Origin of the sequence: Castellaniella hirudinis (genome assembly GCF_047468865.1) — a bacterium.
Taxonomy (GTDB): domain Bacteria; phylum Pseudomonadota; class Gammaproteobacteria; order Burkholderiales; family Burkholderiaceae_B; genus Castellaniella; species Castellaniella hirudinis_A.
The window spans coordinates 153860-176805 of the sequence record NZ_JBLGTV010000006.1; the positions used below are offsets into that span (position 1 = coordinate 153860).

Here is a 22946-nt window from a genome sequence, read left to right on the forward strand (position 1 = left end):
ATGCCATTTGATGTGCTGAAAAGCGGCTTTGCGCCTTGGGGGCGCATGCTGGCCGCCGGTGTGCTGGCCGGGGCGCTGGCGGCCTGTGGGTCGGCGCCTGTGCGCACCAGCGGGGCGGCTGTCCCGGACACGGGGCTGGCTCCGGTCGCAGCCCCCGCCCTGGCGGCGGTTCCCGCGCCGGCTGCCGCCGCGTCCCCGGCGGTGTCCGCATCGGGCCGGCTGGACGATACCCCCCGGATTGCCGTGATGTCGGCGTTTGCGCCCGAGCTTGCCCTGCTGCGCCAGCGTGTGAAAAATGCCCGCACGTATCAGGTCAACGGGGTGGTGTTCACCACCGGCGAACTCGAATCCCAGCCGGTGGTCTTGCTACTCAGCGGCATCAGCATGGTCAATGCCGCCATGAATACGCAGCTGCTGTTCGACCGCTTCCAGGTGACCCGTCTGGTGTTCAGCGGGATTGCCGGCGGGGTCAACCCGGACCTGCATCTGGGCGATGTCAGTGTGCCGCAGCGCTGGGGCCAGTATCTGGAAGTCGTCATGATGCGTGAAACCGCGCCGGGCCGCTTCCAGGCCCCGGCCTCCAAGGGGCAATTCCAGTTCGCGCCCTATGGCATGATGCAGCCGCGCGCTGTCCGCGTGCGCCGTCCGGGGCAGCCGGATTTTCAGGAAAAATTCTGGTTCGAAGCCGATCCGGCCATGTTGGCGGTCGCCCGCCGCATCCAAGGGGTGCCGTTGAAGTCCTGCGATGCCGCCGGCCAGTGCGTCAGCCGGACGCCGCGCCTGGTGGTGGGGGGCAATGGGGTGTCCGGCCAGGCGTTCGTGGATAACGCGGCCTATCGGCGCTACGCCCACGAGGTTTTCCAGGCCAATGTGCTGGATATGGAAAGCGCCGCGTGCGCCATGGTGGCCTACAGCAACCAGGTGCCGTTCATTGCGTTCCGTTCATTGAGCGATCTGGCCGGGGGCGGGGCGGGCGAAAACGAAATGCAGGTGTTCATGCAGATCGCCGCCGACAATGCCGCCCACGTGCTGCTGGCTTTCCTGCGGGCCTGGCCGTCGCAGGATTAGCCACCCGTTCGCGCAAGGGGCCGTCAGCGCCGATCCAGCGTGCCGCGCCCGTTCTTTTCGTAGAGTTCGATGCTCAGGCGGTTGCTGATCCCGCCGGGGCCGATGTCGAAGCGCACGGCGGAGCGGGATCCGGGGCTGGCCATCTCGTCGTCCACCGGATAGACGAACACATCGCCGTCCCAGTGTTGCAGGGGAATCGTTTGTTCCGCTCCGGCGGGCCCGATGGCCATCGTCAGCCGGCCGGCGGTTTCCGTGATGCGGGCCGTGCCATAGTAGTCGTTGGCGTAAGCGCCCGTATAGGCGTTGAAGGCGCGCGGCGGGACGGGCCGGGCCGGGAAGGCCTGGCCCGCATACTGCCCGAACGGGGCAAGTTCCTGGGCGAACACGGCCTCGTAGCCGGCCAGCCAGTCGCGGGTGACCTTTCCGTGCTGAACCCAATCCATGTACATCATGCCCAGGGCTTCGGCGGCCCCCACGGGCCGGGCGTTGGTCAGTACGACAATGCCTGTGTCGGCGTCGGGCAGCAGGTTGAAATTGGTGCCCGCCCCCAGGATGAAAGCCCCTGAGTGGCTGTAGCGGATGCGGCCGTCGGCCTGGGTTGTGACATTGAACCCGTAGCCGTAGGCGCCGCTGGCGGGGTTGCTGTCGCTGGGCGGCGCGGTCGTGTATTGCGGGCTCAGGGCGGGTTGCAGGGCGGCTGCGGGCACCAGGACGCGGCCGTCGACCCGGCCCTGGTGCAGCACCAGGTTCATCCAGCGGGCCATGTCCTGGACGCTGGAACTGACCCCGCCCGCCGGTGATTGGGCGTCGGGCTGGCGCTGCCGCGGGTTGGGGGCGAACACCCCGTTGACCAGGATGTGGGGGCTGGCCCGATTTTCGCGGGCCATGAAGTCGCTGAAGCGCGAACTGGTGGAAAGCATGCCCAGCGGTTGGTAGATTTCGCGTTGGGACAGGGTTTCCCAGTCGGTGCCGGCGGCCTGGGCGACCGCCAGAGCGGCGGCGGTCAGCCCGAAATTGGTATAGGCGTAGTGGGTGCCCAGCGGTTCGGTTGGCAGGTAGCGCAGGTGTTCCAGGATGTGCTGGCGGGAATAGCCCAGTTCTTCCAGGTCGTCGCCCGCGTGTTCGGGCAGGCCGGCGCGGTGGGCGTACAGATCGCCCACCGAGACTGCCCGCGTGGCATCCGGGTCGTGCAGGGCGAACCAGGGCAGTTGGCTGACGACCGGCGTATCCCAGGTGATCAGCCCCTTGCCCACCTGGCTGGCCACCACGGTGGCCCCGATGGACTTGGACAAGGAAGCCAGCTGGAACACGGTGTCGGCATCGATGGGCGCGCTGTCGCCCAGGCGGCGCACCCCGAAACCCTTGGCGTACACGGTTTTACCCTGGTGCACCACCGCGACGGCCATGCCTGGGATGCCGGATCGCCGCATGACCTCGGCGGCCATGTTGTCCAACTGGGCCACAGCCTGGGTGACGTGGCTGGCGGGGATGGGGCCGGGTGCGGCGCCGTCGGCCACCGAGGAGGAACCGTTGTCGCATCCCGCCAGACTCAGCAGGACGATGGCGATGGACAAGATGCGCAGGCGGGGGGTTGGCATGGTGGTATGGCCCGAAAGAGGCGTGGAGCGATGGCGGCTATTTTAATTGAGGCTGAAAACGCCGCCGCACGTTTATTTTGTAACGCCGGGGCGCGGGCATGCCGGATGTTGCCGGCCGTCAAGGGCTTGGCGCATGCGCGGGCCCCAGGTAATGGGCGGGGCGTCCGAGGGCGGGATCGAAGGGGTTGATCTGCCGGCTGATGGTTTGCGCTTCGCGTTGCAGAATGTCCAGGACGTGCGGCAGGCGTTCGTCGTTCAGGCGTTCGCTGAGTGTGCCGATGCTGAGGGCGGCGACCGTGCGGCCGTTGATATCGGTGATCGGAACCGCCACGCCGCCCATGCCCTGAATCAGCCCCTGGCCCTGGCTGACGGCATAGTGCTGCGTTTTGGCCTGGGCAATTTGCGCGCGCAGGTGGACTTCGTCGATAAAGCCCAGGTGGCGCAGCCGGGGGGTGTTGAAACGGATGATTTCTTCTTGTTCTTGTGGCGGCAGCAGGGCCAGGATGAGGGTGCCGGCCTGGCCTAGGCCCAGGGGAATGCGTCCGCCGATGTCGCTGGTATATGAGCGGATGGGCAGGGGGCCTTCCACGCGGTCGAAGCACAGCACGTCGAAGCCGCTGCGCACCATCAGGAAGACGGTTTCGTTCAAGACGCCCGACAGGCGCAACAGCGCGGGATGGCACAGGGCGCGCAGCGTGGAATACCCGCAGCCGGCGCGCGCGGCCAGCGCGTAGAAGGCCACGCACAGCCGATAGGCCTTGCCCGAGGCGGTTTGTTCGGCGACGTTTTCATCCATCAGGGTTTTCAGCAGCCGGTGCGCGGTGGGCTGGGCCATGCCGGTTTTGCTGGCGATTTCTTTCAGGCGCAGGCCGGCGTCCGGTGCCTCGGCCAGGATGCGGACGATGGCGAGCCCGCGGGACAGCGAACCGGAAGGCCCGGCCGACTGGGCGGGCGGGCGGGTTTCCAGGCTTTTGGCCATACGGACATTCCTATAAAAAATAAATCGTTGATTTTCTGTTTTTTAGAATAAATAAATATTTATGTCAACAAATATTCCATTTAATGAAATTAATTAAAAATTAATTTTGTTATTTGTAAAATCCAATTGACGCTCGAATGAATTGCTCACTAGACTCGATACCAGAGTGGCGTCTTTCGTGCCCCGGCGCGATTGTCGCGGCAGCCCTCGGCCCCCCGTCAACCAGGAGCCCGCATGTCTTTCCTCGATTTGATCGGCGTTTCAAAAAGCTACGGCGCGCTGCAGGTCGTGTCCGACCTGCACCTCAGCATCGAGCAGGGCGAATTCGTATCCTTGCTCGGGCCTTCCGGGTGCGGTAAGACGACGACCCTGCACTTGATTTCCGGGCTGACCGACCCGACGCGCGGGTCGATCATGCTGGACGGGGTGGACATCACCCATGCGGCGCCGAACACGCGGGGCTTGGGCATCGTGTTTCAGACCTATGCGCTTTTCCCCCATATGTCCGTGGCGCGCAATGTGGCCTTCGGGCTGGACGTCCGCAAAGTGCCGCGTGCCGAACAGCAGACCCGGGTTGCCGAGGCGCTGCGCCTGGTGAAGCTGGAACCCTATGCCGAACGCTATCCGCGCGAGCTGTCCGGCGGGCAGCGCCAGCGCGTCGCCCTGGCCCGGGCGCTGGTCATCCGACCGCCGGTGTTGTTGCTTGATGAACCGCTCTCCAATCTGGATGCGCAGCTGCGCGAGGAAATGCAGTACGAATTGCGGCGTATCCAGCGGGCCGTGGGCACGACGACGCTGATGGTGACGCACGACCAATCCGAGGCCATGTCCACCAGCGACCGGGTCGTGGTGATGAAAGACGGCCGCGCCATTCAGGTCGACGAGCCCTACCGCATCTACGAACATCCCGGCTCCCGCTTCATTTCCGGCTTCGTGGGCAAGGCCAATCTGTTCGAGGGCGTCTACCGGCAACGCGACGGCCAACCGGTGGTGTCTTGCGGCGAGATCGACTTCGAGCTGTCCGGCGTGCCGGCCGGGGCCTTTGCCGGCGGGGATGCGGTGCAGGTCTGCCTGCGCCCCGAAAAACTGCATTTGACGCAGGCGGCGGCCCAACTGCCCGCGTGCCTTGTGCGCGCCCGCTATTTCCTGGGCAGTCAGTGGCTTTATGAAATCGATTCCGCCTTGGGCCCGGTCACGGTTGTGGTGACAAACGATGGTCGGCCCGCAGTCGAGGTTGGCGCCCGTGTGGGCCTGGGTTGGTTGCCCGATGCCGTCCGTGTGCTTTCCGCAGAGGCCTGACTATGAAGATCACTGGATCGCGGGGCTTGCTGAGGGGGGTGGGGGCGCTGCCGCTGGGGGCGCTGTTTGCGCTGCTGGTGCTGATCCCCTTGGTGCTGACCCTGATGCTGTCTTTTCATCAGTACGATTACCAGCAGGGGATTTTGCCGGGGTACACCGTCGAACACTACCTGACCATTGTGACCGATGACTATTTCCTCAGGATTTTTTGGCGCACGTTGTGGATTTCGGTGGTGACCACCCTGCTGTGCGTGCTGATCGGCGGGCCGGAGGCCTATATTCTCAGCCGCATGCGCAGGCCCTGGAATTCTGTCTTTTTGCTGCTGGTGCTTTCCCCTTTGCTGGTGTCGCTGGTGGTGCGCGCCTTTGGCTGGACCATTCTGCTCAATCCCGCCGGGGTTCTGGGCCAGCTGGCCGGGTGGCTTGGGTTCGGACGGCTCATGTATACCCCCACGGCGGTCATCATCGCGCTGGTGCACGTCATGCTGCCCTTCATGGTCATCCCCGTCTGGACCTCGCTGCAAAAAGCCGATCCCTCGGCCGAGCAGGCGGCGTATTCCCTGGGTGCGAGCCGGGCGCGGGTGTTTTGGCAGATCGTGGCGCCCCAGGCGCTGCCCGGCGTGCTGTCCGGGAGCCTGATTGTCTTTGGGCTGACCGCCAGCTCTTTCGCCATTCCGGCGCTCTTGGGCGGCAGCCGCCAGAAAATGGCGGCGTCGGTGGTCTACGACCAGTTCCTGATCCAGCTGAACTGGCCGCTGGGGGCCGCCATCGCCATGCTGCTGCTGGTGGCCAACGTGCTCATCATGATGTCCTACGGACGCCTCGTCGAAGGTGTCTACAAGCGCAGCCTGGGGTGAATGCCATGATGAAAAACGGGCCTTTCGCATTGATGTTCCATGCCCTGGTGGTGGCGTTTATCCTGGCGCCCCTGGTTATCGTCTGCTGGGTCGCCTTCACGCCCGAACCCACGCTCACGCTGCCATTCACGCAGTTTTCGCTGCGTTGGTTTCGCGCCATCTTCGATCATGGCGGCTTTGTCCAGGCGTTCAAGATCAGCCTGTGGCTGGCCTTTCTGTCGGCCACGCTGGCCGTGTGTCTCGGGGCGCCCGCCGCGCTGGCCATTGCGCGCCACCAGTTTCCGGGGCGCGACTTTCTCAATGGCCTGTTCCTGTCGCCCTTGATGATTCCGCACTTGGTGCTGGGGATTGCCATGCTGCGTTTCTTCGCGCTGTTGAACCAGACGGGGTCGTTCTTCTGGCTGGTGCTGGGGCATGTGGTGGTGATCACGCCCTATGTGATGCGCCTGGTGCTGGGGGCGCTGGTCGGGTTCGACCGCAGCATCGAACATGCGGCGTTGTCGCTGGGCGCGAGCCGGACGGCTGTTTTCTTCAAAGTGACGCTGCCCATGATCCTGCCGGGCCTGGCCGGTGGTTGGCTGCTGGCTTTCATCAACAGTTTCGATGAACTGAATATGTCGATCTTCGTCACTTCGCCCGCGACCGTGACGCTGCCTGTGCGCATGTACCTGTACGCCACGGAGTCCATCGACCCCATGATGGCGGCGGTCTCCGCCGTGGTCATTGCCTTGACGGCAGTGGCGATGCTGGTGTTGGATCGCGTGTACGGCCTGGACAAGGTCCTTGTGGGACGCCATTGAGCGGGGATGCCGGGATGATGTCGAAGCTTTCTCCTCTTTTGCGCCGCGTCGCCGAGCAGGATCGGCCGGTGTGCGGTTTTCTGCTGGATGGCGAACCGTGCACGGCGCTGGCGGGCGACACCGTGTTCACCGCCGTGCTGAGCCAGCAGGCTTTTTTGCGGCATACCGAGTTTTCCGGCGGGCCGCGTGCTGGATTCTGTTTGATGGGAGCCTGCCAGGATTGCTGGCTCTGGCTGCAGGATGGCCGCCGAGTGCGCGCCTGCACCACGCTGGTCCAGCCCGGCATGGCGCTGCGGACCACGCCCCCGGAGGTCGCATGACGCCCCCGGACGCCCCGGGCCGGTGCGTGCCCGTGATCATCGGCGCGGGTCCCGCCGGCTTGGCGGCGGCGCAGACGCTGGCGGCGCATGGCTTGCGGCCCGTGCTGCTGGACGAGGCACCTGCGGTGGGCGGGCAGATTTACCGCCAGGCACCGCCGGGCATGCGCCGCGATGCCAGGGCGCTATATGGTTTTGATGCGCGCCAGGCCCGGGCGGCGCATCAACTGGGCGAACGCCTGGCGGACCTGGCGGACTACCGGCCGCAAACGCTGGTGTGGGACATCCAGGATCGCACCGTGCATTTCCAGTCGCCGACGGGGCTGGACAGCCTGACGTTCAGCCATCTGATCCTGGCGACGGGCGCCACCGACCGGACTCTGCCTTTTCCCGGCTGGCTGCTGCCCGGGGTGTTTACCCTGGGCGGGGCGCAGGTGGCGCTGAAGTACCAGGGCTGCGTCATCGGCCAGACGGTGGTGCTGGCGGGCACGGGCCCTTTGCTTTATCTGGTGGCTTGGCAGTACGCAAAAGCCGGTGTCCGGGTGCGGGCCGTATTGGATTCATCCCGTTTTCTCGATCAAGTCCGCGCCGTGCCCGGGCTGGCCGCCAGTCCGGGTCTGTTGGCCAAAGGCTTGTGGTATGTCGGCGGGCTGCGGGCGCGTGGAATTCCGGTGCACACCGGGGCCAGGCTGGTGACCGCGCGCGGGGATGCGCGCGTCCAGTCGCTGGTCTGGGAGGCTCGGGCGGGCGATGCTGCCACCCGCCGGGAAACCCCCTGCGATGCCATCGGCTTTGCCTATGGCCTGCGTTCGGAAACCCAGCTGGCCAGTTTGCTGGGCTGCGCTTTTCAGTTCGATGAGCGTTCCCGGGCCTGGCTGCCCGTCCTGGACGACATGGGCAGGACGTCGCGCCCGGGGGTCTATGCGGCGGGCGATGGGGCGGGTATCGAAGGGGCCGAAGCCGCCGGCATACGGGGGCGGCAGGCGGCCTTGGCCCTGCTGGCCGACGCGGGCCACGCGCCCGACCCGCAGTCGATCCAGCGTTGTGGGCGGCGGCGCAAGCGCCTGGCCGGGGTGCGCCGCGCATTGGAACAGGCTTTCCCTTGTCCGCAGGACTGGGCCGCCCAAGCGGACGACACTTTGGTGATTTGCCGCTGCGAAGAAATCACGGCGGGGGAAATCCGCCGCGTGGCGCGGGAAACCGGCGCGCAGGACATCAACCGGGTCAAAGCCTTGACGCGGGTGGGAATGGGCCGCTGCCAGGGCCGGATGTGCGGCATGGCGGCGGCAGAGATCGTGGCGCAGGCGGCGGGGGTCGACCTCCGGGCGGTGGGCTGCCTGCGCAGCCAGCCGCCGGTCAAGCCGCTGGTCATGGGGCTGGCCCCTGCGCCACAGCCGTGGGAATCGACCGGGGAGGCCGACGATGACTGATCCGCGGGCCGCCGATGTGGCGATTGTCGGCGGCGGCATCATGGGGGCCTGCGCCGCGCTGTTCCTGCGCCGTCTGGGCCATTCGGTGATCTTGCTGGAGGCCGCGCTGTGCGGCTCCAAGGCCAGCGGCGTCAATTACGGCGGCGTCCGGCGGCAGGGGCGGTCGCTCGATCAATTGCCCCTGAGCCAGCGGGCGCATGCGCTGTGGCGCGATATCCGGCAACTGGCCGGCATAGAGGGCGAATATGTGCGTTCCGGCCATCTGAAATTGGCGCGCACGGCGGCGGACATGGCCGCGCTGGAAGCCTACCGGCAGACCAGCCGGGGCTTTGGCCTCGACCTGCGCCTCCTGTCGGGGCCGGCGTTTCATCGGCAATTTCCATGGCTGGATCAGACGCTCGTCGGCGGCTCGCTGTGCCCCGAGGACGGTCATGCGAATCCCCGGCTGGTGTCGCCCGCCCTGGCCCAGGCCGCGCGCCGCGCGGGCGCGGAAGTCCACGAACAGACGCGGGTGCTGCAAGCCGCCAGAACCGAGGCGGGCTTTCTCTTGGTCTGCGACCGGGGCCTGCGGGTGCGGGCCGAGTCCGTCATCAATTGCGCGGGGGCGTGGGGGCACGAAATCGCCCGGCTGTTCGGCCGCGAGGTGCCTGAATCAGCCCTGTACCCGCTGATGATGGTGACCGAGCCTTTGCCCTTGTTCATGACCGTCAGCCTGGGCATGCAGGGTGGCGGGGTGTATGCGCGCCAGGTGGAGCGCGGCAATTGCGTCATCGGCGGCGGCCGGGGCTATGCCTCGAATACCCAATTCGCCCGGCCGGGGGGGCGGGCGATCAATACGCTGATGCGCGAGGCCGGCCGCCTGATTCCCGCGCTGGCGCACGCGCAGGTGATCCGTTTCTGGAGCGGCTACGAGGGCGGCTTCGATGACGGCAACCCGGTCTTGGGGCCGGACGACCAGGTGCCGGGCCTGTTTCATGCCTTCGGTTTTTCCGGCGCGGGCTTCCAGCTGGGGCCGGCGGTGGGCGAGGCGCTGGCCGACCTGGTGCATGCAGGGCGTGCGCGCATTCCCCTTGACGCTTTTGATATCCGCCGGTTCGGGGCTCAGTCCCGGCAGCTCGAACCGGCCTTGAACATAGCCGGGCAGCGAGGACAGGAGCCAATATGTCTACACAAATGAAACGTACCGCGAGGAAAGCCGGTAGCCTGCTTGCCGCCACTTTGCTGGCCGCTTGGGCGGGCGGGGCGCAGGCCGACCAGGCTACTTTGTATATCGGGATGAACGGGGGCGATATGGAGCGCGCCTTTACCCAGTATGTCTTCCCGCCGTTTGAAAAAGAGCATGGAGTCAAGGTCGTGGTGGTGCCCGGCACGTCCGCCGATGTGCTGGCCAAGGCGCAGGCCTACAAGGACAACCCGCAGATGCACGTCATGTTCCTGGATGATGGCGTCATGTACCGGGCCATTTCGATGGGCTTGTGCGAAAAGCTGGAACCTTCGGAAGCGCTGTCCCAGCTGTATCCCACGGCGCGGATGAAGGACGACATGGCGGCGGCGGTGGACATGGGCCTGACTGGCGTGGCCTACAACACCAAGATGTTCGCCGACCAGGGCTGGGCGCCGCCGACGTCCTGGGCGGATTTCGCGGATCCGAAATACAAGGGCAAGGTGGTGATGCAGTCCATGCCCAGCAGTTCATACGGACTGCATGCTTTCTTGATGTTCAACCGCATTCAGGGTGGGACGGAGCAGGATGTGAATCCAGGCTTCGAGCGGTGGAATGACGCCATCGGCGGCAATGTGCTGGAATACATTTCCAATTCGTCGAAAATATCCGAAATGGTGCAAACCGGCGAGGCGGGCATCTTTCCGCTGACGTTCACCGCCGTGGCCCGGCTGGCCGATCGCGGGCAGCCTTTCGGGTTCGTGGCCCCGAAAGAAGGCCCGGTGCTGTTGTCGGTGGGCGAATGCGTGATTGCCGGCAACAACCAGCCCAAATTGGCTCAGGCGCTGGCCAGCTATCTGCTGTCCGCCCCCGCGCAGGAACTGGCCTTGCAGCATAGCGGCAACGTGCCGTCCAATCCCAATGCGAAGGGCGGCGATGCCGCCCAGCAGAAATATCTGGCGGACTTCAAGACGGCGGTGGCGCACGCCGTCGTGCTGGACTGGGACCAGATCAATCAGCATCGCCCCGAGTGGAATACGCGCTGGAATCGCACGGTCGAGCAATAACCGGCGCGTCCGGGCGGCAGCCCGCGCCCGGCGCGCCGGGATGCCGCTGGCCGCTCGGCCCGGCGCCCCAGACGGCCTGGTCGCTTTTGATCCTTTCCTCTTAAGTCTTTGATCTGATAGAAGACCCTGGAGATGCCCGCACCTTATCCCAGGTTTTGTCCACAGAAGCTGTGGACAAGCCCGGCGGCACAGACCAATCCGCTGCGGACTGGGCTGTGCCGCCAGGCCGCCCCAAGGCAAAAACAGCCCCCTTGGGGGATAAGCCCGGACGTGCATCGGTTCCAAGACGGATGCACGCCTGGCGCATCCGAGTGGCTTGCAAGCCACGAGGTGGACAGCAAGCGGGCGCAGCCCGTGCGGCGTGGGGGCCTTTTTGCACCACTGATCCTAAGTCTTTGATCTCAGATGGAAACCAGGGATAACCCTTGGTTTATCCATGGGCTTATCCACAATTTGCGTGGATAAGTCGTGTCGGCCCGGCGATAAAGTCAGTGGTCAATCTTTGATCTGCGTGTTTATCTGATTGATTTCAAAATATAAAACTGAATAGCTAAACGCTTGTCCCAATGATTGTCCACAATCCGGGTGGATAAGCGGGCCACGGTAAAATGGGATGGTTTCAATCAAGGATGAACCGACGCCATGGAAGACTTGCAAACATTTTGGGCGACCCTGCCGAACCTCAGCGGGATCGTGGTGCACTTGGCCGTGACCCTGGCCATCCTGGTGGTGGGCTGGATGGCCGCCAATCTGCTGGGCGGCTGGGTGCGGCGCCTGGCCCGGCGTTCCAGCCGGATCGACCCCACCGTGGTGCCGATCGTGTGCAGCGTGGTGGTGTGGGCGGTGCGCATCGTGGTGCTCCTGGCCGTCCTGGCGCGCCTGGGGGTGCAGACCGCCAGCCTGGTCGCCATGCTGGGGGCGTCCGCCCTGGCCATCGGCCTGGCGCTGCAGGGGACGCTGCAGAACTTCGCAGCGGGCATCATGCTGCTGGTTCTGCGGCCCGTGCGGGCGGGAGAATTCGTTTCGGTCGAAGGCAAGGGCATGGGCACTGTGGATGAAATCGGCCTGTTCATGACCCGTCTTGTGCAGTTCGACGGCATCCACCTGTTGCTGCCCAATTCGCTGGTGTGGGGCAACCCGATCGTCAATTACAGCCGCAACGCGACCCGTCGCCTGGATCTGATGGTGGCGGTGCGCTACGACGATGACCTGGAAGCCGCGCTGGCGGCCCTGCAGAGCCTGGCGGCCGGGCACCCCGACGTCCTGCGCGATCCCGCGCCCCAGGTCATGGTCATGGAATACCGCGACAGCACCATCATGCTCAATATCCGCGCCTGGGCCCAGGCCGGCAAGTACTGGGATCTGCTGTTCGACCTGCAGCGCCAAGCCCCGCAGGCGCTGCGCCGCGCAGGCCTGCGCAGCCCGATTCCGCTGCGCGAAGTGCGCACCGCGCCCGACAACGCCGCCGCGCCCGACAAAGACGCGGCCGCCAACGAGGCCTGAGCCCCGCGCCGCCGGGCGGCGGCGCGCTATTCCACCATCCGGTTCAGCCGTTCGGCGTCCAGGGGGTGCTGGCCGTTTTCTATGCGCTGGCCCAGGTCTTCCATGGCCTGGCACAGGCGGTGGATGCGGGCGTCCTGCTGGGCGGTGTGGTTGATCAGTTCGTGCAGCACCTTGACCAGGGGGTCGTCGTCCGAGCGGCCCACCCCATAGGGGGCGAAATCATCGTCCGCCTGCGCGTCCGCGGGCCGCGTGGCGGCATCCGGCTGCTGGCCGCGCTGCAGCAAGGCTTGCAGCGGCTGGGCCGCCCAGTCGGATTGGCAGGGCAGGCCGTCGCCGCCCGGGCCGGCGGCCGGGGCGGGTCGCGCCGGCGCGTCGTCCGCCGATCCCGCCGCCGGCTCGGGCGCGCCGCTCTGGCCGGCACGGGCCGGCCGGCGGGCCGCTTCGCCGCCGGCCGGTGTTTCGGCATCGGCGGCGGGCGCCCGATCCGCCGCCTGGGCGTGCCCGTCGTCCTGATGGTCTTCGGCCAGGATGATGCGCGCCGGATTGCCCACGGCGGTCGCCCCGGCGGGGACGGGCTTGATCACCACCGCGTTGGATCCCACCCGGGCGTGCGCGCCCACGGTAAAGCCCCCCAGAATCTGCGCGCCGGCGCCCACCACCACGCCGGTTTCCAGGGTGGGGTGGCGTTTCTCGCCCTTGTACAGCCGGGTGCCGCCCAAGGTGACCCCCTGGTAGATGGTGCAGTCGTCGCCGATTTCGGCGGTTTCGCCGATCACGACCCCGAAGCCGTGGTCGATGAACACGCGCCGTCCGATGACGGCGCCCGGATGGATTTCGATCCCCGTCAGCAAGCGGCCCAGGTGCGAGACAAAGCGGCCCGCCCAGTACCAGCCGCCGCGCCACAGGCGATGGCCCAGGCGGTGGATCAGGATGGCGTGCAGGCCCGGATAGCACGTCAGGATTTCGATGCGGCTGCGGGCGGCGGGGTCGCGTTCGTGGATACAGGCGATGTCTTCGCGTAGCTGTTCAAACATGGTGGCTTTGATCGGGGTCTTGGGGATGGGCCTTGCGCGCGGTGCGCAGCATCGCGGTGCACAGGCCGCGCAGCATGTCGACTTCGTCGGCGCTCAGGTGGTTGCGGGTCAGCATCTGGCGCATGCGCGGCACCAGTTTCTTGGGGTGGGCGGGGTCGAGGAATTCCACCGCGACCAGAGCTTGTTCCAGGTGGGCCAGCATGGCCTGGATCGCCCCATTGCCTGCGGGATCGCCGCCGGGGTCATGGCGCCCGCGAGTGTCGGGCAGCCGGGGCTGGCCGCTGGCCGGCAGCAGCGCGTAGCGCATTTCCCAGGCCGCCAGTTGCAGCGCCTGGGACACATTGAGCGAACTATAGGCCGGATTGGCCGGAATGTGGCATACCTGCTGGCACAGCAGGATGTCGTCGTTGGACAGGCCCGAGCGTTCGGTGCCCAGCACCAGCGCGATTTCGGCGTCTGGGTGGGCCAGCGCCGCGGCGGACTGCTGGGCGGCCTCGCGGATGTCGCAGGGCGGCGCGCCCAGGGCGCGGGCGCGGGCCGTCAGGGCGAAGGCCAGGGTGGCGGGGGCCAGGGCATCGGCCAGGCTGTCGTGGAGGCGGGCGTGCGCCAGGACGTCGGTGGCCCCGCTGGCCAGGGCCACGGCGTCGGGGTGCCGCAGCACGTCCGGCGTCCCTGGGGTGACTAAATGCAGGGCTTGAAAACCCATGGTCTTGATGGCCCGCGCGGCGGATCCGACATTGCCGGGATGGCTGGGGCTGACCATGACGAAGCGCACGCGCGCGAAAAAATCCGCCCCGGATTGAGGCGAATCGGAGGAAACTGGTAGAGTCATTTAAAATAGCAGCTTGTTACCTGTGATCTTTGGAAATTTATGCACCCGATGCTTAACACCGCCATCAAGGCGGCACGCCGCGCAGGCGCCATTATCAACCGCGCCAGCCTGGATCTCGAACGCCTGAACGTGGCGCGCAAGGGCCCCAAGGACTACGTCACCGAAGTCGACCGCGCGTCCGAAGAATCCATCATCGACATTTTACGCACAGCCTACCCGGATCATGGTTTTCTGGGTGAAGAATCCGGCGTGCTGAAGGCCCCGGACGGCAGCGACGAGCCCGAATTCCAGTGGATCATCGACCCGCTGGACGGCACGACCAACTTCATCCACGGCTTTCAGCATTATGCGGTGTCCATCGCCTTGATGCATCGCGGGGTGGCCGCGCATGCGGTTATTTTCGATCCCACCCGCAACGAAATGTTCACCGCCAGCCGGGGCAGCGGCGCGTTCCTGAACGACCGCCGGGTGCGGGTGTCGTCTTGCCTGCGCTACCACGAGGCCCTCCTGGCGTCGCATATCCCGCAATCCACCGCGCTGCCGTCGGGGTCGCCTTTTGTCCCGCTGCTGGCCGACTGCGCGGCGGCGCGGCGCACCGGCTCCACCGTGCTGGACCTGGCCTGGGTGGCATGCGGGCGTCTGGACGGCTTTTGCGGCGTGGGCCTGAAACCCTGGGACATGGCGGCGGCCAGCCTGCTGGTGCTGGAGGCCGGCGGCCTGATCGCCGATTTCCACGGCGAACAGGGCTGGCTGCAATCGGGCAATGTGCTGGCGGGCACGCCGAAGGTTTTCACCCAGATGATGGCGCACCTGCCGGCCTGACATGGAATCCATGATAGAACTGCTGCAGGATCCGGCGGCATGGGTGGGCTTGCTCACCCTGGTTGTCCTGGAAGTCGTCCTGGGCATCGACAACCTGGTGTTCATCGCCATCCTGGTCGATAAACTGCCGCCCAAGCAGCGCGACCGCGCCCGGGTGCTGGGGCTGGGCCTGGCCCTGCTGATGCGCCTGCTGCTGCTGACGGTGATGTCCCACCTGATCCGCCTGACCGCCCCGCTGTTCCACGTCGGCGACATGGGGTTTTCCGGGCGCGACATCATCCTGATCATCGGCGGGTTCTTCCTGCTGTTCAAAGGCACCTTCGAACTCCACGACCGCATCGAGGGCCGCACCCAGCATGCCACCGGGGCGCGCATCCATGCCGGCTTCGCCGTCATCGTCACCCAGATCGTGATTCTGGACGCCGTCTTCTCCATTGATTCGGTGATCACCGCGGTGGGGATGGTCGATCATCTGTTCATCATGATGGCGGCGGTGATCATCGCCATGGCCATCATGCTGGTGGCTTCCAAGCCGCTGACGGCCTTCGTCAATGCCCACCAGACCGTCGTCATCCTGTGTCTGTGCTTCCTCCTGACGATCGGCTTTTCGCTGGTGGCCGATGGCTTCAAGTTCCCGGTGCCCAAGGGCTATTTGTATGCGGCCATCGTCTTCTCGGTGGTCATCGAGGCCCTCAATCAATGGGCCAAGCGCAATGTGCGCCGGGCGGAGATGCGCCGTCCCTTGCGTGAGCGCACCGCCGAGACCGTGCTGCTGATGCTGGGGCGCAGGCCCCTGGCGGGCCCGCCGGAACCCGATGCCGACGATCTGCAGTCGCAGTCCGCGCCGGCCTTTGGCGATGAAGAACGCAATATGGTCAGCGGCGTGCTGACGCTGAGTGACCGCAATGTGCATTCGGTGATGACGCCGCGCACCGATGTGTCCTGGATCAACCTGGCGGCCCCGGTCGATGAACTGCGCGAACAGCTCATCCGCGAACCGCACAGTTTTTTCCCGGTGTGCCGGGGCACGCTGGACGAAGTCGTCGGGGTGGGGCGGGCGAAGGAACTCCTGCTGGACATCATCGAGCACGGCGGCATCCGCGAAACGCGGCTGCGCGAACCCATCATCGTGCACGAAACCATTCAGATCCTGCCCTTGATGGAAACCCTCAAGCGTTCGCACGGCCTGCTGGTGCTGGTGGCGGACGAGTTCGGATCCATCGTGGGGGTCGTGACGCCCATTGATATCTTCGAGGCCATCGCGGGCGAGTTCCCCGACGAGGACGAGGCCCCCGACATCATCGACCAGGGCAACGGCCGCTGGCGCGTGGATGGCGCCGCCGACCTGCACCACCTGGAACAGCTGCTGCATACCGACGGCCTGGTCGACGAGGACGAGGAATACTCCACGATGGCGGGCTATCTGCTCAGTCGCTTCGGCCGCCTGCCCGATGTCGGCGACCAGTGCGAACTGGTGCACGACTACGACGCGTTCCGCTTCACGATCGCCGCGCTGGAAGGCCGCCGCATCGCCGCCGTCCAGATCGAACGCCTGCTGCCTGCCGCCGCCCCGGAAGCCGAGTCATTGGGCTGACGACGGGGCCGAGCGGGGCATTGCCAGGGCGCGCGGGGGTCCGCAGGCTTCTCCCGGCCGCCCGTTGTCCCGGCCGCCTGCGCTCAGGCCGGCCAGGTGTGCATCTGGATGCCTTGGCCGTCCAGGGAAATCCAGCCGCCGCGCGGCGGCTGGGCATGGTCGAACTCCCAGTCGGGCAGGACGAACCGTTGCCCGTCCCGTCCATGGAAGCGGAGGGCGTGGATGGCCGGCCGGTGGGTATGGCCGTGGATCAGCACCGTGCAGTCCGCCGCCCGCAGGGCCTGGGCCACCGCGGTCGCGTTCACATCCATGATGCGCGGGGGCTTGCCGGCGTGCGCCTGGCGGCTGTGCGCCCGGGCCCGGCGGGCGATGGCCCGGCGCAGGCCCAGGGGCAGGGCCAGGAACAGATGCTGCACCCAACGGGTGCGGACGACGGCCCGGAAACGCTGGTATTGGACATCGTCCGTGCAGTATTCATCGCCGTGCGCCAGCAGGACGGGCCCGGCGGCGGTGTCCAGGCGCAGCGGCGCGGCCGCCAGCCGGGCCCCCAGCGCCTCGGCCAGGGCGGGCCCCAGCAGGAAATCCCGGTTGCCGTGCATCAGCCACAGCGGGATGGCCTGGGCCGTCAGACGCAGTTCGCGCAGCGCCTCGGCCAACCAATCGGGCGGGTGGTTCAAGGCGTGGTCGTCGCCGATCCAGGCATCGAAAATATCGCCGCAGAGGATTAGGCCCTGGGCCTGCCGGCGGGCCAGCGCGAGGAAATCGTAGAAAGCGCGATTGGTTCGGGGGACTTCCGCGCCCAGGTGGATGTCGGCGGCGAGCCACAGCGCCTGGCCGGGCGGCACGGCGGGGGCGTCCCCGCTGGCCGGCCCCCGCGGCGCGGAGTTATTCGACAATCGTGGCGGATTCGATGACGACGTCGTCCACCGGGACGTCTTGGTGAAAGCCCTTGCTGCCGGTCTTGACTTTCTTGATCTCGTCGACCACGTCCGTGCCGTCGATGACCCGGCCGAACACCGCGTAGCCCCAGCCATTGGGGGTGGGCGAAGTGAAGTTCAGGAAGTCGTTGTCCGAAACGTTGATGAAGAACTGGGCCGTGGCCGAATGCGGGTCGGCCGTGCGGGCCATGGCCAGGGTGTAGCGGTCGTTCTTCAGGCCGTTGTTGGCTTCGTTCTCGATGGGCGCCTGGGTTTGCTTTTGTTTCATGCCGGGCTCGAAGCCGCCGCCCTGGATCATGAAATTATTGATGACGCGATGGAAAACCGTCCCGTCGTAGAAGCCGTCTTTGACGTAGCTGAGGAAGTTTTCGACCGTCTTGGGGGCCTTGTCGGCATCCAGTTCGATCAGCATGTCGCCCTTGTTGGTGTGGAGTTTGACCTGCGGATTTGTGCTCATGGCTTGGCCTTGGGTAGTGTGGGTGGACGGCGTTGCGGCGCTGGCCAGGCCGGAGGCCAGAACCAGGGCGCAGCCGAAGCTGAAAACGCGCATCCAGGGCAGGAGGCGCGGCGACAAAGAAATCATGTGCATGGGATTGTAAGAAAAATAGTCAATGGTTGCCCTGGGCCGCGCGCGCCTTGGCGAAGGCTTCCTGGGCCAGCGCCATCTGCACGTGGCCCAGGTTTTCCAGGGCGGGGGCGAATTGGGCGTCGGATGTCAGGGCCATGTTCAGGGCGTTGCGCGCCAGTTGCAGTTGGCCCTGGCCGGCGTATTCGACGGCCAGGGCGTTCCAGGGTTCGGGCAGCTCGGGGTAGTTTTCGGTCATGGCCTGCCAGAGCGCGATGGCCTGATCATGTCGGCCCAGCGCGCCGAGCGCGCGGCCTTTCTGGTACATCAGCTGGACATCGTCGCCCAGCGGGGCGGCCGCCGCCAGGGCCTGTTCGCGCTGGCCGATCAGAATCAGGGCGTCCTGGGCGTGGCCGGTGTCGATCAGGTGGGCGATGCGGCTGGTCAGTTGCGCGGGAGTCAGTGGAATCGCGGTGTTGGTGGCGGGGGCGGCTTTTTCAAGCAGGGCGGCGAAGGCCTGCCAGCCGCCATCGGGGGGCGGGACTTCGGTGAACTGGCCGGTGGCCGGGTCGAACGACAGCCCTTGGACTGCGGCCCCGGACACTGTAGTATCGGGGGGGGCGCCATGCGCGGGCCAGGCGGCCAGGCCGGCGCACAAGGCCAGAACAGTGAAAAAAATGCGGGTCACGGCACACAACGCCCAGGAAAAGGTTTGACAAAGGGTTTAGGGGACAAGGCCGGCAGACGGTATACTTGGCAGTTCATTTTACATCCCCTTGCGTCGCCGGATTGTCCGGCGGACAGGGTTGGCTTGACTTTAATTTGCTCGACATGCTGCACATTTATAACACCCTTTCGCGCCAGAAAACGCCGCTGCGGACCGCAGAACCCGGGGTGGTGCGGATGTACGTCTGCGGCATGACCGTCTACGACTTCTGCCACCTGGGCCATGCGCGCATGCTGGTCAGCTTCGACGTCGTGCAGCGCTGGCTGCGGGCCTCGGGCTACCAGGTGCGCTATGTCCGCAACATCACCGACATCGACGACAAGATCATCCGCCGGGCGGTGGAACGCGGCGTGCCCATCCGCACGCTCACCGAATTCTTCATCGCCGCCATGCGGGCCGACGAAAAAGCCCTGGGGGTTCAGGCCCCCGACGCCGAGCCGCGCGCCACCGAGCACGTGGCGGGCATGCTCGACATCATCCGCCACCTCGAAAACCAAGGCCTGGCCTATCGCGGCGGCGACGGCGACGTCAATTTCTCGGTGCGCAAGTTTCCCGGCTACGGCAAGCTGTCGGGCAAATCGCTGGACGACTTGCGCGCGGGCGAACGCATCGCCGTGGCCGCCGGCAAGCAAGACCCCCTGGATTTCGTCCTCTGGAAAGCCGCCAAGCCCGACGAGCCCGCCGACAGCCGCTGGGATTCCGCCTACGGCCCGGGCCGCCCGGGCTGGCACATCGAATGCTCCGCCATGAGCCGCGCCCTGCTGGGCATGCCGCTGGATATTCACGGCGGCGGGCCCGATCTCAAATTTCCGCACCACGAAAACGAAATCGCCCAGAGCGAAGGCGCCTTTGGCGGCACCTTGGCCACCACCTGGATGCATTGCGGCCCCATGATGGTGGACGCCGAGAAAATGTCCAAGTCCCTGGGCAATTTCCGCCGCATCCGCGACACCGTGGCGGCAGGCGCCGCCGACGACCGGGCCGATTACGCCGCCAATCCCCGCGAATCCGAAATGCTGCGTTTCTTCCTGGTGCGCAGCCACTATCGCAGCGTGCAGAACTACACGCCCGACAACCTCCAGGATGCCCAGCATGCGCTGGATCGCCTGTACCAGGCCCTGCTCAATGTCCCGCCCGCCGATATCCAGGTAGACTGGCACACGCCGCCGGCCCGGGCGTTCCGCGACGCCATGGACGACGACTTCAACACGGCAGGGGCCGTGGCCGTCCTGTTCGATCTGGCCGGCCAGGCCAACCGCGATGCCGATGCCCGGGCCAGCGGCCTGCTGCGCGCCCTGGGCGGCGTGCTGGGCCTGCTGCAGGCCGACCCCCGGGTCTATCTGCAATCGCCCACCCGTTTCCTGTCGGATGCGCCGCCCGTGGCGGATCTGTTGCCGGCGCCGGCCATCGAGGCCCTGCTGGCCGAACGCAGCCAGGCCAAGGCGGCCCGCGATTTCGCCCGGGCCGACCAGATCCGCGACCAGTTGCGCGGCCAGGGGGTCGAACTGGCCGACGTGGCGGGCGGCGCCACGCAATGGCGGCGGGTATAGGCCGATGGATATGCGCCAACCCGAAATCCAGCGTCCGTGTCCCGCCTATTGGGCGCAGGCTTGCCAAGACCTCGTCCAGCGCGACCGTATTTTGCGCAAGCTCATTCCCCTGTACGGCCAGGAGTCCATGCAGGCCCGGCACGGGCCCTACCAGACCCTGATCCGCATCATCGTGGGCCAGCAGGTGTCCCTGGCCCTGGGGCGCAAGCTGTGGCAGCAACTGATCCAGGCGTGCGGCCCGGATCTCCGGCCCGATTGCATTCTGCAGTATTCCGAGGCCCAGTTGCGGGCCATGGGCCTGTCCCTGCGCAAGGCCCAGTACGTGCGCGATGCCGCGGTGTTTTTCCAGCAGCCCGGCCACCTGGACGCCGGCTGGTGGCAGCCCCTGGACAACGCCACCATCGTGTCGCAACTGTGCGATATCCGAGGGGTGGGCCGGTGGTCGGCCGAGATGTTCCTGATTTTCTTCCTTGGGCGGCCGGATGTCCTGCCGCTGGACGACACCGCCTTGCTCAAGGCCATTTCCCATCATTACTTCAGCGGCGAGCCGGTGTCCCGCTTCGAGGCCCGCGAGGTCTCGCAGGCCTGGGCGCCCTGGCGCACGGTGGCCAGCTGGTACTTGTGGCGCAGCATGGATGCCGCTGCCGTCGAATATTGACACTTTCCCTTCGGAAATCCCGCCCTCATGCGAAATACTTTCCTCGAATTCGAACAACCCTTGGCCGAGCTGGATCAGAAAATCGAAGAGCTGCGCTATGTGCAGACGGACTCTGCCGTGGACATCTCCGAAGAAGTCGGGCGCTTGCAGCAGAAAAGCCAGTCGCTGGCCAAAAGCATCTATGCCAAGCTGACGCCCTGGCAGACGGCGCTGGTGGCCCGCCACCCGCAGCGCCCCTACACCATGGACTACGTCCAGGCGCTGTTCACCGATTTCCACGAACTGCACGGCGACCGCATGTATGCCGACGACCAGTCCATCATTGGCGGCTTGGCGCGCTTCAACGGCACGCCCTGCATGGTGATCGGTCACCAGAAGGGCCGCGATACCAAAGAGCGCGCCCTGCGCAATTTCGGCATGCCCCTGCCCGAGGGCTACCGCAAGGCCCTGCGCCTGATGCGCCTGGCCGAGAAATTCCGCCTGCCGATCTTCACTTTCGTGGATACCCCGGGCGCCTATCCCGGCGTGGGCGCCGAAGAACGCGGCCAGTCCGAAGCCATCGGCCACAACCTGTTCGCCATGGCCGGCCTGAAGGTGCCCATCATCGTCACCATCATCGGCGAGGGCGGTTCGGGCGGGGCGCTGGCGATTGCCGTGGGCGATACGGTCATGATGCTGCAGTACGCCACGTATTCGGTCATTTCCCCCGAAGGCTGCGCCTCCATCCTGTGGCGCAGCGCCGACAAGGCGTCCACCGCCGCCGAGGCCCTGGCCATTACCGCGCCGCGCCTGAAAGACCTGGGCCTGGTGGATCGCGTGGTCAATGAGCCCGTGGGGGGCGCCCACCGCGACCCGGACACCATGGCGCGCCAGCTGCACCGCGCCCTGGCCGATGCCCTGCGCGAGCTTTCCGGCCTGGATACCGAAGAACTGCTGCGCCGCCGCCTCGAACGCCTGTCCGCCTACGGGCGCTTCCAGGAAGCCCGCTGATTGCGCGGCGGCGGGCGGGTTGCGGACAAGCATCGCCATGCCTGACGCCCGGCAGTGGCAGGCGGCGTGCGATCCCCATCTGCTGCGGGCGCTGCGGCGCTTCCTGAAAACCCTGCCGCCCGGCGCGCCCGTCGGCGTGGCCCTGAGCGCCGGCGTGGATTCGGCCATGCTGGCCCTGCACACCGCCGTTGCCGCCGCCGATGCCGGGCGCGCCGTGCATTGCCTGCATGTCCACCACGGGCTGCAGCCGGCGGCGGATGAATGGCTGGATCAGGCCCAGCGGCTGGCCGGCCTGCTGGGGGCGGTCTGCCATGATCGCCGGGTGCGCGTGACCCTGGCGGGGCAGGGTCTGGAGGCCGCCGCCCGCGCCGCGCGCTATCCGGCCTTGGCCGAGATGGCCGCCGCCGTGCCTTTGGCCCACCTGCTGCTGGCCCACCACCAGGATGACCAGGCCGAGACCGTGCTGCTGCGCCTGCTGCGCGGCGCGGGGCCTGCGGGCCTGGGGGCCATGGCGGCGACCACGCGGGTGGACAGCCTTATCTGCCACCGCCCCTGGTTGGATCAGCCGCGGCGGAAAATCCTGCAGGCTGCCCAGCGCTTCGCCGCACTGAGTGCCTGGCAGCCCGCGCAGGACCCCAGCAACCTGGACAGCCGGTATGCCCGCGGCGCGCTGCGCGGCGCGCTGGCCCCCGTGCTGGATGCGCACTGGCCCGCCTGGCGCCAGGCCCTGGCGCGTCACGCCCGCCAGGCCCGGGAACTCGACACCTGGATGCGGGCCGCCGCCCAGGCCGATTGGCAGCGGCTGGATCCCCGGGATGATGACGACAGCTTTTCCCTGGCGGCCTGGCGCGGCCTGCCCGCCGAGCGCCAGGCCCCCGTGCTGCGGTTCTGGCTGTTCAGCCGGGGCCTGCGCATGCCCACGGAGGCCCGCCTGCAGGCCTGGCTGACGCAACTGCGCGGGGTGCACGCCCTGGGGCACGACCGTCGCGTCCAACTGCGCCACGAGGGCCATTGGATCGTGGTGCGCAAAGGCCGCGTCGGCCTGGCGCGCGGGACGCCGGATGCGCATTTTGGCGCCGCGCCCGCCCCGGCGGCGGGATTTGTGAAAACCCATTAGAATAGTTGGCTTGTTTTCTGCCAGCCCGGCCCGTGTGGG

The 22946-nt window shown here is 66.7% G+C and carries 21 protein-coding genes and 1 pseudogene; 15 read left to right on the forward strand and 7 right to left on the reverse strand.

Annotated features, from left to right (window positions below):
* On the forward strand, positions 1-1068 hold the full coding sequence (locus tag ACMHYJ_RS09790; RefSeq protein WP_414245984.1) for a 5'-methylthioadenosine/S-adenosylhomocysteine nucleosidase: 1068 nt from the start codon (positions 1-3) through the stop codon (positions 1066-1068).
* Positions 1069-1091: 23 nt separating this feature from the next.
* Here ACMHYJ_RS09790 and ACMHYJ_RS09795 read toward each other — a convergent pair whose 3' ends face one another.
* Together ACMHYJ_RS09795 and ACMHYJ_RS09800 are read right to left on the reverse strand one after the other, a co-directional pair.
* Positions 1092-2666: a serine hydrolase gene (locus ACMHYJ_RS09795; RefSeq protein WP_414245985.1), complete on the reverse strand. Its 1575-nt coding sequence runs from the start codon at positions 2664-2666 to the stop codon at positions 1092-1094.
* A gap of 118 nt (positions 2667-2784) precedes the next feature.
* Positions 2785-3645 (reverse strand): IclR family transcriptional regulator, encoded by an 861-nt coding sequence (locus tag ACMHYJ_RS09800; RefSeq protein WP_414245986.1) that lies wholly within the window; start codon positions 3643-3645, stop codon positions 2785-2787.
* A gap of 234 nt (positions 3646-3879) precedes the next feature.
* On the opposite strand from ACMHYJ_RS09800, the gene ACMHYJ_RS09805 reads away from it, so the two are divergent.
* The 8 genes from ACMHYJ_RS09805 to ACMHYJ_RS09840 all read left to right on the forward strand — a co-directional run bounded on the left by ACMHYJ_RS09805 (position 3880) and on the right by ACMHYJ_RS09840 (position 12080).
* Positions 3880-4944 (forward strand): ABC transporter ATP-binding protein, encoded by a 1065-nt coding sequence (locus tag ACMHYJ_RS09805; RefSeq protein WP_414245987.1) that lies wholly within the window; start codon positions 3880-3882, stop codon positions 4942-4944.
* 2 nt (positions 4945-4946) lie between these two features.
* Complete coding sequence (locus ACMHYJ_RS09810; protein ID WP_414245988.1) at positions 4947-5801, forward strand: ABC transporter permease; 855 nt, start codon at positions 4947-4949, stop codon at positions 5799-5801.
* A gap of 5 nt (positions 5802-5806) precedes the next feature.
* Positions 5807-6601 carry an ABC transporter permease gene (locus tag ACMHYJ_RS09815; RefSeq protein ID WP_414245989.1) on the forward strand — a complete coding sequence of 265 codons (795 nt, stop codon included), beginning with the start codon at positions 5807-5809 and terminating at the stop codon, positions 6599-6601.
* A gap of 14 nt (positions 6602-6615) precedes the next feature.
* Positions 6616-6921, forward strand: coding sequence for a (2Fe-2S)-binding protein (locus tag ACMHYJ_RS09820; RefSeq protein ID WP_414245990.1), 306 nt, complete (start codon positions 6616-6618; stop codon positions 6919-6921).
* The gene (locus tag ACMHYJ_RS09825; protein ID WP_414245991.1) at positions 6918-8348 is read left to right on the forward strand and encodes an NAD(P)/FAD-dependent oxidoreductase; all 1431 of its coding nucleotides are present in this window, start codon (positions 6918-6920) and stop codon (positions 8346-8348) included. The genes ACMHYJ_RS09820 and ACMHYJ_RS09825 overlap by 4 nt, the downstream gene beginning before the upstream one ends.
* Positions 8341-9525, forward strand: a complete 1185-nt coding sequence (locus ACMHYJ_RS09830; protein WP_414245992.1) for an NAD(P)/FAD-dependent oxidoreductase — start codon at positions 8341-8343, stop codon at positions 9523-9525. Before ACMHYJ_RS09825 ends, ACMHYJ_RS09830 begins: the two co-directional genes overlap by 8 nt.
* Positions 9510-10577 carry an ABC transporter substrate-binding protein gene (locus tag ACMHYJ_RS09835; RefSeq protein WP_414245993.1) on the forward strand — a complete coding sequence of 356 codons (1068 nt, stop codon included), beginning with the start codon at positions 9510-9512 and terminating at the stop codon, positions 10575-10577. The genes ACMHYJ_RS09830 and ACMHYJ_RS09835 overlap by 16 nt, the downstream gene beginning before the upstream one ends.
* 642 nt (positions 10578-11219) lie before the next feature.
* Positions 11220-12080, forward strand: coding sequence for a mechanosensitive ion channel family protein (locus ACMHYJ_RS09840; RefSeq protein WP_414245994.1), 861 nt, complete (start codon positions 11220-11222; stop codon positions 12078-12080).
* A 524-nt stretch (positions 12081-12604) separates the two neighbouring features.
* Here the strand turns inward: ACMHYJ_RS09840 and cysE are convergent.
* Positions 12605-13114 (reverse strand): annotated as a pseudogene (gene cysE, locus ACMHYJ_RS09845) (serine O-acetyltransferase); the annotation flags it as partial.
* Positions 13107-13946, reverse strand: a complete 840-nt coding sequence (locus ACMHYJ_RS09850) for an RNA methyltransferase (protein WP_414245995.1) — start codon at positions 13944-13946, stop codon at positions 13107-13109. The gene ACMHYJ_RS09850 and the pseudogene cysE, both read right to left, overlap by 8 nt.
* A 39-nt stretch (positions 13947-13985) precedes the next feature.
* On the opposite strand from ACMHYJ_RS09850, the gene ACMHYJ_RS09855 reads away from it, so the two are divergent.
* Both ACMHYJ_RS09855 and ACMHYJ_RS09860 read left to right on the forward strand, forming a co-directional pair.
* Entirely contained in the window at positions 13986-14768 is a 783-nt protein-coding gene (locus ACMHYJ_RS09855) for an inositol monophosphatase family protein (protein ID WP_414245996.1), read from the forward strand.
* A gap of 13 nt (positions 14769-14781) precedes the next feature.
* Complete coding sequence (locus ACMHYJ_RS09860; RefSeq protein ID WP_414246034.1) at positions 14782-16362, forward strand: TerC family protein; 1581 nt, start codon at positions 14782-14784, stop codon at positions 16360-16362.
* A gap of 83 nt (positions 16363-16445) precedes the next feature.
* Here ACMHYJ_RS09860 and ACMHYJ_RS09865 read toward each other — a convergent pair whose 3' ends face one another.
* The 3 genes from ACMHYJ_RS09865 to ACMHYJ_RS09875 form a co-directional block, all read right to left on the reverse strand.
* Positions 16446-17189, reverse strand: coding sequence for a UDP-2,3-diacylglucosamine diphosphatase (locus ACMHYJ_RS09865; protein ID WP_414246035.1), 744 nt, complete (start codon positions 17187-17189; stop codon positions 16446-16448).
* Positions 17190-17247: 58 nt separating this feature from the next.
* Entirely contained in the window at positions 17248-17757 is a 510-nt protein-coding gene (locus tag ACMHYJ_RS09870; protein ID WP_414246036.1) for a peptidylprolyl isomerase, read from the reverse strand.
* Between the two features lie 151 nt (positions 17758-17908).
* Positions 17909-18553 carry a hypothetical protein gene (locus ACMHYJ_RS09875; RefSeq protein ID WP_414245997.1) on the reverse strand — a complete coding sequence of 215 codons (645 nt, stop codon included), beginning with the start codon at positions 18551-18553 and terminating at the stop codon, positions 17909-17911.
* A 143-nt stretch (positions 18554-18696) separates the two neighbouring features.
* Here ACMHYJ_RS09875 and cysS point away from each other — a divergent pair, with 143 nt between their 5' ends.
* The 4 genes from cysS to tilS are packed head-to-tail and all read left to right on the forward strand — an operon-like array spanning position 18697 to position 22907.
* Positions 18697-20142 (forward strand): cysteine--tRNA ligase, encoded by a 1446-nt coding sequence (gene cysS, locus ACMHYJ_RS09880; RefSeq protein WP_414245998.1) that lies wholly within the window; start codon positions 18697-18699, stop codon positions 20140-20142.
* A 10-nt stretch (positions 20143-20152) separates the two neighbouring features.
* Positions 20153-20800, forward strand: coding sequence for a DNA-3-methyladenine glycosylase family protein (locus ACMHYJ_RS09885; RefSeq protein ID WP_414245999.1), 648 nt, complete (start codon positions 20153-20155; stop codon positions 20798-20800).
* 27 nt (positions 20801-20827) lie between these two features.
* Positions 20828-21790, forward strand: coding sequence for an acetyl-CoA carboxylase carboxyltransferase subunit alpha (locus tag ACMHYJ_RS09890; RefSeq protein WP_414246000.1), 963 nt, complete (start codon positions 20828-20830; stop codon positions 21788-21790).
* A 37-nt stretch (positions 21791-21827) separates the two neighbouring features.
* On the forward strand, positions 21828-22907 hold the full coding sequence (gene tilS, locus ACMHYJ_RS09895; RefSeq protein ID WP_414246001.1) for a tRNA lysidine(34) synthetase TilS: 1080 nt from the start codon (positions 21828-21830) through the stop codon (positions 22905-22907).
* Positions 22908-22946 lie beyond the last annotated feature (39 nt).